The 17,758-nt window shown below is 65.8% G+C and carries 14 protein-coding genes; 5 read left to right on the forward strand and 9 right to left on the reverse strand.

Annotated features, from left to right (window positions below; translation table 11 throughout):
• Window positions 1-14 precede the first annotated feature (14 nt).
• The 3 genes from folK to panB are packed head-to-tail and all read left to right on the forward strand — an operon-like array spanning window position 15 to window position 2,143.
• The gene (gene folK, locus U0042_RS16010) at window positions 15-608 is read left to right on the forward strand and encodes a 2-amino-4-hydroxy-6-hydroxymethyldihydropteridine diphosphokinase (RefSeq protein ID WP_114814557.1); all 594 of its coding nucleotides are present in this window, start codon (window positions 15-17) and stop codon (window positions 606-608) included.
• A complete protein-coding gene (locus tag U0042_RS16015) occupies window positions 605-1,285 on the forward strand; it encodes a deoxynucleoside kinase (RefSeq protein ID WP_114814558.1) in 681 nt (226 codons plus the stop codon). Before folK ends, U0042_RS16015 begins: the two co-directional genes overlap by 4 nt.
• A gap of 42 nt (window positions 1,286-1,327) precedes the next feature.
• Entirely contained in the window at window positions 1,328-2,143 is an 816-nt protein-coding gene (gene panB / locus U0042_RS16020) for a 3-methyl-2-oxobutanoate hydroxymethyltransferase (RefSeq protein ID WP_114814559.1), read from the forward strand.
• A gap of 140 nt (window positions 2,144-2,283) precedes the next feature.
• Here the strand turns inward: panB and pabB are convergent, their stop codons facing one another.
• The 8 genes from pabB to hrcA all read right to left on the reverse strand — a co-directional run bounded on the left by pabB (window position 2,284) and on the right by hrcA (window position 11,831).
• Window positions 2,284-4,167 carry an aminodeoxychorismate synthase component I gene (gene pabB, locus U0042_RS16025; RefSeq protein ID WP_114814560.1) on the reverse strand — a complete coding sequence of 628 codons (1,884 nt, stop codon included), beginning with the start codon at window positions 4,165-4,167 and terminating at the stop codon, window positions 2,284-2,286.
• Between the two features lie 24 nt (window positions 4,168-4,191).
• A complete protein-coding gene (gene dnaJ, locus U0042_RS16030) occupies window positions 4,192-5,325 on the reverse strand; it encodes a molecular chaperone DnaJ (RefSeq protein ID WP_114814561.1) in 1,134 nt (377 codons plus the stop codon).
• A 292-nt stretch (window positions 5,326-5,617) separates the two neighbouring features.
• Window positions 5,618-7,573: a molecular chaperone DnaK gene (gene dnaK, locus U0042_RS16035; RefSeq protein ID WP_114814562.1), complete on the reverse strand. Its 1,956-nt coding sequence runs from the start codon at window positions 7,571-7,573 to the stop codon at window positions 5,618-5,620.
• 431 nt (window positions 7,574-8,004) lie between these two features.
• The gene (grpE, locus tag U0042_RS16040) at window positions 8,005-8,580 is read right to left on the reverse strand and encodes a nucleotide exchange factor GrpE (RefSeq protein WP_114814563.1); all 576 of its coding nucleotides are present in this window, start codon (window positions 8,578-8,580) and stop codon (window positions 8,005-8,007) included.
• Between the two features lie 273 nt (window positions 8,581-8,853).
• Window positions 8,854-9,003, reverse strand: a complete 150-nt coding sequence (locus tag U0042_RS16045) for a hypothetical protein (protein WP_198665408.1) — start codon at window positions 9,001-9,003, stop codon at window positions 8,854-8,856.
• 71 nt (window positions 9,004-9,074) lie between these two features.
• A complete protein-coding gene (locus tag U0042_RS16050) occupies window positions 9,075-9,482 on the reverse strand; it encodes an RNA-binding S4 domain-containing protein (RefSeq protein WP_114814565.1) in 408 nt (135 codons plus the stop codon).
• Window positions 9,483-9,607: 125 nt separating this feature from the next.
• Window positions 9,608-10,675: a ferrochelatase gene (gene hemH, locus U0042_RS16055; protein WP_114814566.1), complete on the reverse strand. Its 1,068-nt coding sequence runs from the start codon at window positions 10,673-10,675 to the stop codon at window positions 9,608-9,610.
• Window positions 10,676-10,811: 136 nt separating this feature from the next.
• A complete protein-coding gene (gene hrcA / locus U0042_RS16060; RefSeq protein WP_114814567.1) occupies window positions 10,812-11,831 on the reverse strand; it encodes a heat-inducible transcriptional repressor HrcA in 1,020 nt (339 codons plus the stop codon).
• Between the two features lie 310 nt (window positions 11,832-12,141).
• On the opposite strand from hrcA, the gene U0042_RS16065 reads away from it, so the two are divergent.
• Window positions 12,142-13,044, forward strand: coding sequence for an NAD kinase (locus U0042_RS16065; RefSeq protein WP_114814568.1), 903 nt, complete (start codon window positions 12,142-12,144; stop codon window positions 13,042-13,044).
• Between the two features lie 29 nt (window positions 13,045-13,073).
• A complete protein-coding gene (recN, locus tag U0042_RS16070) occupies window positions 13,074-14,741 on the forward strand; it encodes a DNA repair protein RecN (RefSeq protein ID WP_114814569.1) in 1,668 nt (555 codons plus the stop codon).
• A gap of 31 nt (window positions 14,742-14,772) precedes the next feature.
• Here recN and glnE read toward each other — a convergent pair whose 3' ends face one another.
• Window positions 14,773-17,568, reverse strand: a complete 2,796-nt coding sequence (gene glnE, locus U0042_RS16075; protein ID WP_114814570.1) for a bifunctional [glutamate--ammonia ligase]-adenylyl-L-tyrosine phosphorylase/[glutamate--ammonia-ligase] adenylyltransferase — start codon at window positions 17,566-17,568, stop codon at window positions 14,773-14,775.
• Window positions 17,569-17,758: the final 190 nt, after the last annotated feature.

Consider the following 17,758-nt stretch of genomic DNA (forward strand, 5'->3'; position numbering starts at 1 on the left):
CAGGAAGTGATGCCATGACGGTAGCCTGGCTAGGGCTCGGCGCGAATCTCGGGGACGCGCGCCAGACCTTGAAAGACGCGGTGGTGTGCCTCGCACAGCAGCACACCATCACCGTGCTCGCGAAGTCGAGCCTGTATCGCACCGCCCCGATCGACGCGGGCGGCGACGACTATTACAACTGCGTCGTGAAGCTCGACACGACGCTGCCGGTGCGGCATCTGCTGGCGCTGTGTCACCGCGTCGAAAGCCATTTCGGCCGGGAGCGTCCCTTTCGCAACGCACCGCGCACGCTCGATCTCGACATTCTGCTTTACGGCGACCACGTCATCGAAGAGCCCGATCTGATCGTCCCGCATCCGCGGCTCATCGAACGCGCCTTCGCGCTGGTGCCGCTCATCGAACTCGATCCCGACTTGATCATCCCGCAGCATGGACGCGCCGACGCATTCCTCACGGCCGTCGCGGACCAGCGCATCGAAAAGGTGAAGCCGCTGTGCCAATGCCTCGCCGGTCTGGCGGCAGCCGAGGCGGACACCGCCCGGGGCGCGGCCCCCGATGTCGCCGCCGGCGACAGCAACGGCAAGATGAAGCGAGGCGGCTGCCGATGACCGCACCGCCGCTCACGGTCACGGCTCCCGAACTGCGCCCGCCGGTGCGGTACCTGGCAATCGAAGGCCCGATCGGCGCCGGCAAGACGTCGCTCGCCATGCGGCTCGCGCAGCGCTGGTCGATGCAGACGTGTTTCGAGCGCCCGCAGGACAATCCCTTTCTCGAACGCTTCTATCGCGACAACACGCGCTACGCCTTCCCCACGCAACTCCAGTTTGCGCTACAGCGCATGGAGGAAGCGCAAGCCATTGCGTCGATGCTGGCCGATGGCGGCACACTCGTCACCGACTTCATCACCCAGAAGAACGACGTCTTCGGTCGCCTCACGCTGCCCGACGACGAGTGGCAGCTTTATCGCGCCATCGCGGCGCGGCTCACGGCGAGCGCGCCGGACCCTGACCTCGTCGTCTACCTGCAGGCGAGCCCCGAGGTGCTGTTCTCGCGCATCCAGAAGCGCGCCATTCCGATGGAGCAGCAGATTTCCGACACGTATCTGCGCGGCCTTTCGGACGCCTACAACCAGTTCTTCTATCACTACGACCGCGCGCCCGTGCTCACGGTGAACGTCGAACATCTGAATCCGCTCGACTCCGAAGCGGACCTCGCGCTTCTCGTCGAGCGCATCGAAACGATGCGCGGCCGCAAGGAATTCTTCGTCAAGGGCACGGCACGCTAAGCTGCGCGCGGCCCTCCCCTCCTATTTCAAACGGACTGTCTGATGACCTATTTGCAGGAAACGAGCCGGCCGGCCGTGACCGTTCCGAAACTGCAGGCCATGCGCGAAGCCGGCGAGAAGATCGCCATGCTGACCTGCTACGACGCGAGCTTCGCGGCGCTGCTCGACCGCGCGGGCGTGGACGTGCTGCTCATCGGCGATTCGCTCGGCAACGTGCTGCAAGGGCACACCACCACGCTGCCCGTGACGCTCGAAGATATCGCCTATCACACCGCGTGCGTGGCGCGCGCGCAGCCGTCGGCGCTGATCGTCGCCGACATGCCGTTCGGCAGCTACGGTACGCCCACCGCCGCGTTCGAGAGCGCCGTGAAGCTGATGCGCGCAGGCGCGCAGATGGTGAAGCTGGAAGGCGGCGAATGGCTCGCCGAAACGGTGCGTTTCCTGATCGAACGGTCTGTGCCGGTGTGTGCGCACGTCGGACTCACGCCGCAGTCGGTCCATGCGTTCGGCGGCTTCAAGGTGCAGGGCAAGACCGAAGCGGGCGCGAACCAGTTGCTGCGCGACTCGCTCGCCATGCAGGACGCAGGCGCGCAACTCATCGTGATGGAAGCGATCCCCACGCTGCTCGCCGCCGACGTGACGAAGCAGTTGCGCATTCCGACCATCGGCATCGGCGCGGGCGTGCAGTGCTCGGGGCAGGTGCTGGTGCTGCACGACATGCTGGGCGTATTCCCCGGCAAGCGGCCGCGCTTCGTGAAGGATTTCATGCAGGGACAGCCGGGCATCGCCGCGGCCGTGGACGCTTACGTGCGCGCCGTGAAGGACGGATCGTTCCCCGGGCCCGAGCATTCGTTCTGATTGGGATGAGCGACGTTTGAGGCAGGCGCGTGTCGATACGGCGACGCCTGCTGTGTTGCATTGCCGCCTGGTCGCTGGCGGGAGCCTTGCGGCGCCGTCTGCAACGGTGAAGCGAGATTCACGTCGTGCGCGGCGTTGGCTTAGCTCACGATGTGCGCGGGCAGCGCACCACGCAAGGCGTTGCAGAGCATCAGCGCTTCGGCCCGCAATACGTCTTCGCGCGTCAGCACGCGCTCCGTGGCGTTCATCGACGCGTCCTCCAGCAGCACGCCGCGCATCACGCCGGGCAGCACGCCCGACGCGAGCGGCGGCGTCCACCACCGCCCGTCGAGCTTCACGAACACATTCGACCGACCGCCTTCCGTCAGCTCGCCGCGCTCGTTGAAGAACAGCATGTCGAAGGCACCCTTCGGTTCGGCTTCGTGCCATGCGCGATCGTATTCGGCACGGCGCGTGGTCTTGTGGAGCAGCAGCAGATCGGCTGCCTGGGTGGCCGCGAAGCCGTGGTCCGGGGCGAGCATGACGCCGACCGTTTCGGTCGCGAGCGGAGCGAGCGGCGCGGCCGTGACGTGCACGGTGCCCGCCTTGTCGAGCGCGAGCCGCATGCGATGCGCCGCCGCGGCCGGCAGTTGCTCGCACTGCGCCTGCAGGCGCGCGCGCACCTCGACCTCGTCGTAGCCAAACCCAAGTTGCGTGGCGCTGTGGGAAAGCCGCGCGAGATGGCGGTCCAGATGCCGCACACCGCCCTCTCGCGTGGCGAACATCGTTTCGAAAAGCTGGAAACCCGGCGCGGCCTCGGTCAGAAAGCGCGCTTTCAGGCGGCACTCCGCACGTTCGTCGGCGGCCACGCTGTCGAGCACGATGCCGGCGCCAATGCCCAGCGTGCCGCGACGCAGACCGGCTGAGTTGGCACTCTCCAGCGTGAGCGTGCGGATCGCGACGGACATGCAGAAGTCACCGCATGTCCGGCCGGCTTCGCTCCCGTTCGCCGGCGCATCGAGCCAGCCGATGGCGCCCGTGTACAGCCCGCGCGGCGTGCTTTCGAGCGTGTCGATCAACTCCATCGTGCGATGCTTGGGCGCGCCCGTAATGGAGCCGCACGGAAACAGCGCACGCAGCACACCGGCAAACGACGTGCCCTCGCGCAGACGCGCGGTCACGGTCGAGGTCATCTGCCACACGGACCGGTACGGCTCCACGGAGAACAACGCCGGCACGCTGACCGAGCCCGTCTGCGCGATGCGCGAGAGGTCGTTGCGCAGCAGATCCACGATCATCACGTTTTCCGCGCGGTTCTTGGGGTCGCTCGCGAGAAAGCGCGCGCCGCTTTCGTCTTCGCGCGGATCGGCCGAACGGGGCGCGGTGCCCTTCATGGGACGCGCGCGCAGCGTGTCCCCAGCCTTCTCGACGAAGAGTTCGGGCGAGCACGACAACACCCAGCCATCCTGCGGCAACGCGATCAATGCGCCGTAGCGCACGGGCTGCCGCGCGCGCAGCCGCCGGTACAGCCCGAGCGGCGAGCCAAACACGTCGAATGTCAGCCGATAGGTGTAGTTGACCTGGTAGGAGTCGCCAGCCCGCAGCGCCTCGTGGACGGCCGCGATGGCGTGATGGAACTGTGCATCGTCCACGCTTTCGCGCACGTTGGCCGTGCCGGCCACCGACGGCTCATCGGCGCCAGCAGCGGTACCGACATCGCGCTCTGCGAGCCACGCGTCGGCTTCGTCACGCGAAAGCCGCTCGCAACGCTCGAACAATAAAAAACGCAGCGCGGCATCGCCACGCTGCGTCAATTTCGATTTCAGCTGGAGGTTGCGGCCAAACTCGTAGTCCGCGAGCACGACGGCGTGAAGACCGGCGCGCGTGTCGGCGACCACGGCGTCGCACAGTTCGTCGAGCGCGGCGGGGTCCGCGATTGCGCGCTCGCGCACGAAGCCCGTGTACAGGCGGCTCGTGCGGTGCGCGGCCGTCGAGTCGCAGTCATCGAGCAGCGCGAACAGCGCGCCGCGGTCTTCATCCGTCATAGCGCCGCCAGCCGGGGCCACCCGTCAGTCAAAGAAGCTCTTCACCCGGTCGAACCAGCTTTTGCTCTGGGGGCTGTGTCGCGCGCCCCCCTCCACCAGCGACTTCTCGAACTGCTGCAGCAGTTCGCGTTGCTGATCCGTGAGCTTGACCGGCGTTTCCACCTGCACGTGCACGTACAGATCGCCAGCAATGCTGGAGCGCAGCCCCTTGATGCCCTTGCCGCGCAACCGGAACGTCTTGCCCGACTGCGTGCCTTCCGGCACCGTGAAACTCGCGCGGCCCGCGAGCGTAGGTACTTCGATTTCGCCGCCCAGCGCCGCGGTGGTGAACGGAATCGGCATCTGGCAATGCAGGTCGTCGCCGTCGCGCTCGAACACCGGATGCGCCTTGATGTGAATCTCGACGTACAGGTCGCCCGACGGCCCACCGTTGATGCCGGGCTCGCCGTTGCCGGCCGAGCGGATGCGCATGCCGTCGTCGATGCCGGCCGGAATCTTCACTTCGAGCGTGCGCGTTTCCTTCACCTTGCCGGCGCCGTGGCAGTGCGTGCACGGATCGGGGATGTAGGTGCCCGTGCCGTGGCACTTCGGGCAAGTCTGCTGGATGCTGAAGAAGCCCTGCGACATGCGCACCGCGCCCGAACCGTTACAGGTAGGGCAGGTTTCGGGCTTGGTACCCGGCTTTGCGCCGGAGCCGTGACACACCTCGCACGAGATCCAGCCCGGCACGCGGATCTGCGTGTCGTAGCCGTGCGCCGCCTGCTCGAGCGTGATTTCCATGCTGTAGCGCAGGTCGGCGCCGCGATAAACCTGCGGACCCGCGCGGCCGCGCCCGCCGCCCGCGGCGGCCTGGCCGAAGATGTCGCCGAAGATGTCGCCGAACGCGTCCGCGAAACCGCCGAAGCCTTGTGCGCCCGCACCCGCCATGTTCGGATCCACGCCGGCGTGCCCGTACTGGTCGTACGCCGCGCGCTTTTGCGAGTCCGAGAGCATTTCATAGGCTTCCTTCACTTCCTTGAATTGCTCTTCCGCTTCCTTGTTGCCCGGATTGCGGTCGGGGTGATGCTTCATCGCGAGCTTGCGATAAGCCTTCTTGATTTCGTCGTCGCTCGCATTCTTTGCGACGCCCAGAACCTCGTAGTAATCCCGTTTCGCCATATCGGTTCAACACCAGCCGTGCGCATCGCCGCACGGCCGCTCCTTGTGATTGCTGGAGTCTCGCGACCCGTCCTGCCGCCTCTTCGTGGCACAGCGCGGCCGGCATTGCGGTGCCCGCCGCGCCGTCCCGAGAACGGCGTCCAGAAAACAAATGTGCCCGGGGAGCCAAAAGGCCCGCCAGGCGCTTGCAATACCGTACGCATCCGCTGGTGTGGCGACGCGCCGGCTGTCCTGCTGCCGTACCGCGCACCTCACGGTGCGCGGCTTCGGATCGTTACTTCAACCCGGCGGCTTAGTCCTTCTTCACTTCCTTGAAGTCGGCGTCGACCACGTCGTCGGCCTGCTGGCTGCCGCCCGCCGATGCTCCGGCCGAAGCGCCCGCCGCACCGGCGGCTGCGCCTGCCGCGCCCTGAGCGGCCTGCATGTCGGCGTACATCTTTTCGCCGAGCTTCTGCGAAGCCGTGGCCAGCGCTTCGATCTTGCCTTCGAGTGCCGCCTTGTCGGTCGACGTGCTCTTCAGCGTGTCTTCCAGGTCCTTCAGCGCGGCTTCGATCTTGCCCTTCTCGTCGGCTTCGAGCTTGTCGCCGTACTCGGTCAGTGCCTTCTTCGTGCTGTGGACGAGCGCGTCACCCTGGTTGCGCGCGTCGGCCAGCTCACGCAGCTTGTGGTCTTCTTCCGCGTTCGCTTCGGCGTCCTTCACCATCTTTTCGATCTCGGCTTCGGAGAGGCCCGAGTTCGCCTTGATGGTGATCTTGTTTTCCTTGCCGGTCGCCTTATCCTTCGCGCCGACGTGCAGGATGCCGTTCGCGTCGATGTCGAAGGTCACTTCGATCTGCGGCACGCCGCGCGGTGCGGGCGGAATGCCTTCCAGGTTGAACTCGCCGAGCAGCTTGTTGCCCGCCGCCATCTCGCGTTCGCCCTGGAACACCTTGATCGTCACGGCCGACTGGTTGTCGTCCGCGGTCGAATACACCTGCGAGTGCTTCGTCGGGATCGTGGTGTTCTTGTTGATCATCTTCGTCATCACGCCGCCCAGCGTCTCGATACCGAGCGACAGCGGCGTCACGTCGAGCAGCAGCACGTCCTTGCGGTCGCCCGAGAGCACCTGGCCCTGGATCGCGGCGCCCACGGCAACGGCTTCGTCCGGGTTCACGTCGCGGCGCGGTTCCTTGCCGAAGAACTCCTTGACCTTCTCCTGCACCTTCGGCATACGCGTCTGGCCGCCGACCAGGATCACGTCGTCGATTTCGCCGACCTTCACACCCGCGTCCTTGATCGCGATACGGCACGGTTCGATGGTGCGCTCGATCAGGTCTTCGACCAGCGCTTCCAGCTTCGCGCGCGTGATCTTCAGGTTCAGGTGCTTCGGACCCGAGGCGTCAGCCGTGATGTACGGAAGGTTGATTTCGGTCTGCTGCGACGACGACAGCTCGATCTTCGCCTTTTCGGCCGCTTCCTTCAGGCGTTGCAGCGCGAGCACGTCCTTCGACAGGTCGACGCCCTGCTCCTTCTTGAACTCGCCGATGATGTAATCGATGATGCGCTGGTCGAAGTCTTCACCGCCGAGGAACGTATCGCCGTTCGTCGAGAGCACTTCGAACTGCTTTTCGCCGTCCACGTCCGCGATCTCGATGATCGAGATGTCGAACGTACCGCCGCCCAGGTCGAACACTGCGATCTTGCGGTCGCCCTTCTCGGACTTGTCGAGACCGAACGCGAGCGCAGCCGCCGTCGGCTCGTTGATAATGCGCTTGACTTCCAGACCTGCGATGCGGCCGGCGTCCTTGGTAGCCTGACGCTGGCTGTCGTTGAAGTACGCGGGAACCGTGATCACGGCTTCCGTGACCGGCTCGCCGAGATAGTCTTCAGCGGTCTTCTTCATCTTGCGCAGCACTTCGGCCGACACCTGCGACGGCGCAAGTTTCTGGCCGTGGGCTTCCACCCAGGCGTCGCCGTTGTCGTGCTTGACGATCTTGTAGGGCATCAGGTTGATGTCCTTCTGCACTTCTTTCTCGTCGAAGCGGCGGCCGATGAGGCGCTTGACTGCGTACAGCGTGTTCTTCGGGTTGGTGACCGACTGACGCTTGGCCGGTGCGCCCACCAGCACCTCGTTCTCGTCGAGGTAAGCGATGATCGACGGCGTGGTGCGCGCACCTTCCGAATTCTCGATCACCTTGACCTGGTTACCTTCCATCAGCGCCACGCAAGAGTTCGTGGTACCGAGGTCGATGCCGATGATTTTGCCCATTTTTACTAATCTCCTGATTTCGATCGCTGTTGCTGGCTGCCCTATTGCGCTTCCTGTCGCGAGGCAACCGGCCTTCAATCCTTCACTGCACCCAAGGTAAGTGCCACCGCATCGTTTTCAAGACCTCGAACGCAATGCGGTCTTTAATTTTTCTCAATCGGCCGCGCTGTGGTCGCTCCAGCCTTCATCTGGCGGGATGCCGATCTGCCTGATGCCGGCTTGCCGGCCGCAGGCGCTTCACCGGCGGCGCGGATTTTCTCATTTTTCGCCCGCCGTGCAGACACCGTCTGTCTCGGACTGCGCCGACCGCTGGCTGCCGGTGGTCGCGCGGCCAGTCGTTCTGGCCCAGCCGGGAAGTACGGGGCGGGCGTCGCCGTGGTGCCGGGGTGCTCCTGCGATACAAGCGCTCGGCTGCCGCAGCGCCCGCCGCCTTACTTCGGCTGGGCCACCGTCACCAGCGCCGGGCGCAGCACGCGATCCGCGATCGTATAGCCCTTTTGCAGCACGGAAACGACCGTGTTTGCTTCCTGGTCGGCAGGCACCATCGAAATGGCCTGGTGCCGGTGCGGATCGAACTTCTCGCCCACCGGGTTGATGGCCACCACGCGCCCTTTCTCCAGCGCGCCCGTGAGTTGCCGCAGCGTGAGTTCGATGCCTTCGCGCACCTTCGCGATGTCGTCGGAGTCGTGCGCCATGGCGGCTTCGAGGCTATCGACGACGGGCAGCAGATATTCGGCGAAGCTCTCGATAGCGAACTTGTGAGCCTTCGCGACGTCTTCCTGGGCGCGACGGCGCACGTTTTCCGTTTCGGCTTTCGCGCGCAGGAAGCTTTCCTGGAGTTCGACGATCTTCGCCTGCGCTTCAGCAAGCGCAGCGTCAGTTCCGGCTGCCGCATTCTCCGCGGCCGGCTGCTGCGCCTGCTCGGCTCCTGCCGCGGCCGGCTCTCGAGCGGCGTCTTCGGGTGACGTCGGGTTCTGGCTGGTCGGATTCTCTTGCGTGTTTTCCATGTCGCTGAAAGTCGTCAAAAATAAATGCCTGAATGAATGTGCTGCCCCTCCAGCCGGGTGTCATGCCGTTGTGGAAAAGCAACAACCGATCCGCTCACAGGCTGTGCACGTGGGGGCCGATATGGCGATTTCAAGACCGTCGACCCCGTTTTTTGCACCGTCTCCGTGCCGGCGAAACTCCCCGTAACAACCATTACGTAGGCACCCGCAGATTGAGATTGAGTGGCCTCCGGCCCTGACCTACACTGCAAGTCAGGCGCTCGCAGGGCACGTTTACCCTGATGCTGGCGCAGCGATGCCGCACATCACCAGGTTGCCGGTGTTCGGCCCGTTTTCGACCTGAATGCCCAAGGGGAGTACGGTGAAACTGACCTTCGCAATATCGGTGGTCGCGCTGGTACTCATCGCGGGAACCACCACCATCTGCATGTCCGGGGCCGTCACGGAGAACACGACCGAGTACGGCGTTGTTCACGCGACGATGGAGTCGCTCTTCAATCCCCACCTGAAAGTTTGTCGATGATCCGGCGGTCCCGCTTCGTGGGCCGGCCGTGCAGCGCCGCTGCCGGCTCACGAAACGTCTTGCGCCGTTCCAGTTCCTGCATGCGCTTCGCACGCCCCTCGTCCGTCTCCGCATAAAGCGTTTGGGCCACGCTGGCCGGCCCACGCACGTCGCAAATTCCCCGCACCTCCACCTGCCAGACGACGCGCTCTATGTCGATGTCGATCAGGTCGCCTACGCGGACGTCCTTCGATGCCTTCACCGGTGCGCCATCGACCCGCACCCGCCCCTTCACCACGGCGTCGGCAGCAAGGGAACGCGTCTTGAAAAAGCGCGCAGCCCAGAGCCATTTGTCCACACGAGTGCGAGCAGACGGATCAGTCGAAACTTTGTCTTTCATACGGGGGATTCAAATTCTGCCGCATGCCAATGACGGCTGCCACCGCGGGAAACTGTGACCAGATGTGACCGGAACCAGCCGCCGTGCCGACCGCATTATCAGCGGCACTGCCGGCAAAGCACGCCTCATGCCGCCACGCCCGCCGGCACGGGTGCCTGCACCGACCAGCCCTGAAGATTCTGCGCCACGATCTCGCCCAGCGCCGCAATCCACGCCGGCGCCGCATTGAGACAGGGTATCCGGTGAAACGCCTTGCCGCCGGCATGGAGGAATTCGTCGCGCCCTTCGATGCCGATCTCTTCGATCGTTTCCAAGCAGTCAGCGGTGAAGCCGGGGCAAAACACGTCGACCCGCTTCACGCCGGCCGAACCGAGTTCCTTCAGGGTGGGCGCGGTGTAAGGCTGAAGCCATTCGGCCCGACCGAATCGCGACTGGAACGTGACGAGGCACTCCACCGGCTGAAGACCGAGCGCATGCATCAAGAGGCTCGCGGTCTGCTGACATTGGTCGTGATAGGGGTCGCCGAGATCCATGGTGCGCTTCGGCACGCCGTGAAAGCTCAGCACGAGCCGGTCGCCGGCGGCGAAATCGGGCCGGCCGTGTGCGTTCCAGTAGTGATGAATCTGTGCGGCAAGCGCGCTGATATAGGCCGGATGGTCACAGTAATGACGCACCGTACGGATCTCCGGCTGGTTGCGCATGCGACGCAGCGCGGTGAAGGCGTCGTCGAAGGCAGTGGCCGTGGTTGACGACGAATACTGCGGATACATGGGCATCAGCAGAATCCGCTCGGCGCCCGCAAGCCTGAGCTGGTTGAGCACGGCCGGAATGCCTGGCGTGCCGTAGCGCATCGCGTAGTCGACGATCACCGCGTAGTCGTTGACGTGCAGCAGTTGCCGCAAGCCCTCCACCTGCTTCTCCGTGAAGACGCGCAACGGCGAGCCCTCCGGCATCCATACCGATGCGTACTTCTTTGCGGAGGCCGAGCCCCGGAACGGCAGGATCACCGTGCGCAGGATCACCTGCCAGAGCAATGCGGGAATCTCCACCACGCGCGGGTCCGAGAGGAACTGCGCGAGGTAGCGGCGCACGGCACGCGGCGTAGGCGCGTCCGGCGTGCCGAGATTGATGAGCAGCACGGCAACGCGATGAGACGCAGCAGACTGCGAAGGCCGCTCGAGATCGAAGCGCATAGGCGAGAAGGTCTGCCGCGTGGCGCGGAGATCCGGTTGGAAAGTTTTCATTATAGCCAGCGCCCCCTGCGGGGACAGTCGGCCATCCGGCGGATGGTATGCCGCGCGGGCATCGCCGATGATGAGTTCTGCGCGCTTATTGCTGGCTGAGGGCGGTGGAGAGCAGGCGCGCCGTGATGTCCACGATAGGAATCACGCGGTTATAGGCCATGCGCGTGGGGCCGATCACGCCGAGCGTGCCCACGATCTTGCCGTTCACTTCGTACGGCGCGGTCACGACGCTCATTTCTTCGATAGGCACGAGATTCGATTCGCCGCCGATGAAAATTTGCACGCCCTGTGCATGGCTGGAAACATCGAGCAACTGAAGGAGGCTGGTCTTTTGATCGAATATGTCGAAAAGCCTGCGCAGGCGGGCCATGTCCGAAGACAGGTCGGCCACCTCGAGCAGATTGCGCTCGCCCGAAATCAGCACGGTTTCCCCGGGTTCGACTTCGTCGGTGCTCGCCGTCACCGCTGCGTGCATGAGGGCCGTCATGTCGCCGCGCAACTGATCGATTTCCTCGCGCAGGCGCCCACGCACCTCGTCGAACGAGAGTCCCGCGAAATGCGCGTTGATGTAATTGGACGCTTCAATGAGTTCGGACGGCGAAAAGTCCCGCTGCGTGGCCATGATGCGGTTCTGTACGTCGCCCTCGGGCGTCACGATGATGAGCAGAATGCGCTTGTCCGACAGGCGCATGAATTCGATCTGCTTGAAGACATGGCTGCGCCGCGGCGTCAGGATGACGCCCGCGAACTGCGAGAGATTAGAAAGCACGCTCGCCGCCGCTGCGATCACCTTTTGCGGTTCGCCCGGCTTCAGGGTGGTTTTTACTGCGCGCGTGACAGCCTCTTCGTCCCCGGCCGGTTCCACCGTGAGCATGGTATCCACGAACAGACGGTAGCCGCGCGGCGTGGGTATGCGTCCCGCGGACGTGTGCGGGCTGGCGACGAGACCGAGTTCTTCGAGATCCGACATCACGTTGCGAATGGTCGCGGGGCTCAGTTCGAGGCCCGAGAATCGCGACAACGTGCGCGAGCCGACCGGCTGCCCCTCGGCGATGTATCGCTCGATCAGCGTTTTGAGGAGGGTTTGTGCGCGAGGATCTAGCATGACGCAAAATTTTAGCTCAACGACCTGTCGCCCGGGAGCCGACGCACGCCCGCGCGTCGGGTGTTGCGGCATGTTCGCGCACCAGCCGCTGGCGCAACGGCTGTGTCACGCTCGCCCGGAAGGCACCCGCCACACGTGGCCGCAGACATCGCCACCTCATCGACATGACCTTTCGCCCTGTCATCAACACATCACCATTCTAGCGATAATCGTGCAAGGCTCAGCGCCCCCGTCATACGGCGTGCCGCGGGGCCTGTCGCGGCGGGTGTGCACGGTTCTTTTCGCGACCTGACTATGGTGTAATGCCGGCATGCAGATCAACAGCCAGTTCAAGACCGTGGCGCTCGTCGGGCGCAGCAACACGCCCGGCATTGCCGAGCCGCTGACGGCGCTCGCCTCGTGCATCGCGAAACGGGGTTTCGACGTGGTGTTCGAGGCCGAGACGGCACAGGACATTGGGGCAACCGGCTATACGGCGCTGCGGCCGGCGGAAATCGGAGCGCGCGCCGACGTCGCGGTCGTGCTCGGTGGCGACGGAACCATGCTCGGCATCGGACGGCAGCTCGCGCCGTACCGCACACCGCTCATCGGCATCAACATCGGTCGGCTAGGCTTCATTACGGACATCCCGCTCGCCGACATGCAGGAAGTCGTGCCGCAAATGCTATGCGGCAGCTTCGAGCGCGAGGAGCGCACGCTGCTGGAAGCGCGCATCACGCGCGACGGCGATCCCATCTACCACGCGATCGCCTTCAACGACGTGGTGGTGAACCGCAGCGGCTTTTCAGGCATGGCCGAACTGCGCGTGCACGTGGATGGCCGCTTCATGTACAACCAGCGTTCTGACGGCCTGATCGTCGCCACGCCAACGGGATCTACGGCCTACGCGCTGTCGTCGTCGGGGCCGATCCTGCATCCGCAGTTGCAGGGCATCGTGCTCGTGCCCATCGCGCCGCACGCGCTCTCGAACCGCCCTATCGTGCTGCCCGACAGCTGCAAAGTGAGCATCCAGATCGTCGCGGGCCGGGACGTCAACGTCAATTTCGACATGCAGTCGTTCACCGCGCTGCAACTGAACGACACCATCGAGGTGCGCCGCTCGCGCCATACGGTGCCGATCCTGCATCCCGTGGGCTACAGCTATTACGCCACGCTGCGCCAGAAGCTGCACTGGAACGAACATCCGTCGCTCGAGGACAACTCGCTGTACTGACTCCAAACGCAGAAGCCAGAACCCAGACCATGCTCCGCCACCTTTCGATACGCGACTTCGTCATCGTCGCCGCGCTCGATCTCGAGTTCAACAGCGGCTTCACGGTTTTCTCGGGCGAGACCGGCGCCGGCAAGTCCATCCTCATCGACGCGCTCGCGCTCACGCTCGGCGCCCGCGCCGACGCGAGCGTCGTGCGCACCGGCGAGTCACGCGCCGACATCACCGCCGAATTCGACGTCTACCCGCACGTCGCGCGCTGGCTCGACGACCAGGCGTTTGCTGCCGAAGGCGACGAAGGCCAGGGCGGCACGGTGCTGCTGCGCCGCGTCGTGGACGCCGGCGGCCGCTCACGCGCCTTCATCAACGGCACGCCGGCCACGCTGACGCAACTTCGCGAAGTGGGCGAAATGCTCGTGGACATTCACGGTCAGCACGCGCACCAGCTACTGATGCGCCCCGACGCGCAACGCGAGCTGTTCGACACGCACTCCGGTCTTGCCGATCTGGCAGCCGCAACGGGCCGCGCCTGGCGCACCTGGCGTGACGCATCCAACGCGGTCGAAACCGCGCAGACGCGCGACCGCGAACTGCAACTGGAACGTGAACGGCTCGCCTGGCAACTGGCCGAACTGGACAAGCTCGCCCCGCAGCCCGGCGAATGGGAAGAGATCAACGCCGAGCACCGGCGGCTCTCGCATTCGGCCAACCTGATCGAGGGCGTGCAGGGCGCGCTCGCCGCGCTCTCGGAGTCCGACGACGCGATGATTTCGCAGCTCGGCTCCATCGTCTCGAAATTGCGGGACCTCGCCGAAATCGACCCTGCGCTCAACGACGCGCTCGCGGCGCTCGAACCCGCCGCCATCCAGCTGCAAGAGGCCGCCTACTCGCTCACCCACTACGCGCAGCGGCTCGAACTCGACCCGGACCGGCTCGCACAGGTGGAAAAGCGGCTCGACGCGCTGCATTCCACGGCGCGCAAATTCCGTCTGCAGCCCGAAACGCTGCCCGAGGAACACGAAACGCGCCAGGCGCAACTTGCCGCGCTCGACGCGGCCGCCGACCTCGATGCGCTGCGCGCCGCCGAGGCGAAGGCCAGGGAAGCCTACCTCGCCGAGGCGAAGCAGCTTTCGAAAGCGCGCGCCAAGGCGGCCAAGGCGCTCGGCGCCGCGGTGACAACCGGCATGCAGGAACTATCGATGGTGGGCGGCAGTTTCGAAGTGGCGCTCGTGCCGCTCGCGGAGGGCGGCGCGCACGGGCTGGAACAGGTCGAATTTCGCGTAGCGGGCCACGCGGGCGTGCCGCTGCGGCCGCTCGCGAAGGTGGCCTCAGGCGGCGAACTGGCGCGCATCAGCCTCGCGCTTGCGGTGATCGCGAGCGCCGCAAGCCCCACGCCGACGCTGATCTTCGACGAAGTGGATACCGGCATCGGCGGCGGCGTGGCGGAAGTGGTGGGTCGATTGCTGCATCAGCTTGGCCGCGCCCGCCAGGTGCTCTGCGTCACGCACCTGCCGCAGGTCGCCGCGCGCGGCGATCACCACTTCCAGGTCGCCAAGGCGTCCGACGGCAACGGCGGCACGGTGAGTTCGGTCAATCCGTTGGACCGTGCAAGCCGCGTCGAGGAAGTCGCCCGCATGCTGGGCGGCCTCGAAATAACGGCCACCACGCGGCGTCACGCGAAGGAAATGCTGGCGGCGTAACCGCCAGAAGAAGAAGGCCGCAGCCGGGCCTTCATCCGAATACCCGCTTCCACAAGGCCAGCACCGCGGCGCGCTCGGCCTCGACGCGCTGCGGCTCCACCCTCGCCTTCTCCATGCCGTCCAGCCGCAGCCGGTGCTGCAGCTTGCGGTAGGTGCGATAGGCGGCGCCCACCGTATCGGCTTCCTCTGCGCTCATGATGCCGAGCCGCGACACTTCGCGAAGCAGCGCGATATTGCCCGTGTTGCGCACGAGTTCGGGGTCGCGCGCGGCGTGCAGCAGCACCCAGTACTGCACGAGAAACTCGATGTCCACCATGCCGCCGCGGTCGTGCTTCAGGTCGAACAACTCGCTGCGGTTCGGGTGCCCGTCTTCCACGCGCTGACGCATCTCCACGATATCCTTCGCGAGCAGCGCAGCCTCGCGCGGCATCGTGAGCACCTGCTGGCGAATCGCGTCGAACGCCTTGCCGATCTCTTCGTCGCCCGCGCAGAAGCGTGCGCGCGTCAGGGCCTGGTGCTCCCACACCCACGCGGTATTGGCGGCGTCGCCTTCGCGCAGCTGGTAGCGGCGAAACGCGTCGAGGTCCGTCACGAGCAAGCCCGACTCGCCGTTTGGCCGCAGCCGCAGGTCCACGTCGAATAGCGTGCCCGCGCCCGTCGCCATGGTGAGCCACGTGATGAGCCGTCGGGTGAAGGTCGCATAGATGTCGGGCGCCGCTTCGTCGGGGTCGTCGTAGAGGAAGATCAGATCGAGGTCCGACGCGTAGCCGAGTTCCTTGCCGCCCAGCTTGCCGTAAGCGATCACGGCAAAGCGCGGCACCTCGCGGTGACGCCTGGCGAACTGGGCCCAGACGGTTTCCATCGTCACGTCGAGCACGGCGTCGGCGAGTTCGGAAAGCCGGTCGCTCACGTGCTCGACCGAGAGCTTGCCCGCGAGGTCGATCAGCAGAATGCGAAACACTTCGGCCTGGTGGGCGTGGCGCAGCAAGTCCATCTGGTGCTCGGCGCCGTCGGCGGCAACAAGACGCGTACGTAGCGTGCGCTTGAACTCGGGCCAGTCGAAGGGACTCGCGATCACCTCGTCGTCGAGCAACTCGTCCAGCAATTGCGGATGGCGGATCAGATAGCCCGCCGCCCAGCGCGACGCGCCGAGCACGGAGAGCACGCGGTCGAGCGCGTGCGGATACTCGCAGAGCAGCGCGAGATAGGCGCCGCGCCGGCCCACCGTTTCGAGCAGATCGAAGAAGCGCGCGAGCGTAGCGGTGCGCCGCTCCGGAGGATCGATCGTACGCGCCGCGTCCAGTGCGCGCTTGGCCACGCTGTCGAAGCGCTGGCGGCTGTGTTCCGGCAGCCCCTGGTAACGCGGCGACTGCCAGATGGCGCGCAGCCGCGCGAGCAACTCGGCGGGCTCGGCAAGACCGAGGTCGGCAAGGCGCGCCTCGAGCGCCTCGCCGGCGCTGTCGTCCGCGAGCGCGCTGCTCCACACCCACGCGGCGGCGCCATCATCAGGCGCGGCGCAGCCGCCGTGGCCGTTCACCTTGTCGGCGAAGATCTGGTCGAACTGGCGCTCCACCTTCTCGCGATGTCCGTCGAGCATGGTCATGAGGGCGGCGTAGTCCACGAAGCCCATCGTCTTCGCGAGTGCCGCGCGCTCGTCGGGATCGACGGGCATGGCGTGCGTCTGCGCGTCGTTACGGTACTGGAGGCGGTGTTCGAGCCGCCGCAGGAACCGGTAGGCTTCCGTCAGCTCCGCGCAGACCGAAGGCGCGATGAGGCCGCGCGCCGTGGCGTGCCGAAGCACAGCGAGCGTGGGGCGCACGCGAAAATCCGCGTCCTGGCCGCCGCGAATCAGTTGGAACACCTGGGCGCTGAATTCGATCTCGCGGATACCGCCGCGTCCCAGCTTGATGTCGTCGGCCTTCTCGGGGCGCATGGACGCGCGCCGCTGCGCTTCCTGACGAATCTGCAGATGCAGCGCGCGGATGGCGCTGATCACGCCGAAATCGAGATAGCGCCGGTAGACGAACGGCTTCACGATGGCATCGAGCTGCTGCGCGAGCCGCCGGGCCGACGCGCTTTGACCTTCAGAGACGAGCCGCCCCTTGATCCACGCGTAGCGCTCCCACTCGCGCCCCTGCACGTAGAAGTACTCCTCGAGCATGCCCAGGCTGCACGCAAGCGGCCCCGCGTCGCCGTTCGGCCGCAGCCGCATGTCGACGCGGAACACGTAGCCGTCCGCCGTAACGTCGTTGAGCGCCGCGATGAGGCGCTTGCCGGCCCGCGTGAAGAATTCCTGCGTGGCGATGGGCGCGCGCTCACCGCCGGCCGTTTCGCCGTCGTCCTCGTAGACGAAGATGAGGTCGATGTCCGACGACACGTTGAGTTCGCGTCCGCCCAGCTTGCCCATGCCCACCACGCCGAGCGCGAGGCGCTCGCCTTCGGAACCGCGCGGCTCGCCGTAAAGCGCCTCCAGATCGGCCGTGACGACGGCGAGCGCCCGCTGGATCGCCACTTCGGCGAGATCGGTCATGGTGCCCGTGACCTCGGCCACGTCCGCGTTGAAGGCAAGGTCGCGCTCCATCACGGCGCAGAAGACCTCGGTGCGCAACTGGCGCAGCACCTTCTTCAGCTGATCGTCGGTCAGCGCTGCCGCGGCGGCGCCCCGAACCTCGCTGGACAACGCATCGAAGCGCGCCTCGATGCGCTCGCGCGTGACGGGGCCCGCGGCGAGCGCCGCGACGCGCGCGGCGAGTTCCGGGCGACTCGCCAGCGCCCGCGACGCATAGTGGGAAAAGGCGGCGGAACTCAGGTGAATTGCATCAGTCATGGAGGTTTCCGGGCTCGTTCGTTGCTTTGTCACGAGCGGGTGAGGAAGACGCATCGGCAGGCTGGCGCCGTGGTCCGCAAAACCCCGTGCCGGCACGGGCTGCGCAGGGTTTGCCGGATGTCGTGAGCCGCGCACCCGTGTGTTACATTTCGTCGTTAGATCGCAAAGCTACCATACCGCCCCCCTCGCA

Origin of the sequence: Paraburkholderia kururiensis (assembly GCF_034424375.1) — a bacterium.
Taxonomy (GTDB): Bacteria; Pseudomonadota; Gammaproteobacteria; order Burkholderiales; family Burkholderiaceae; genus Paraburkholderia; species Paraburkholderia kururiensis_A.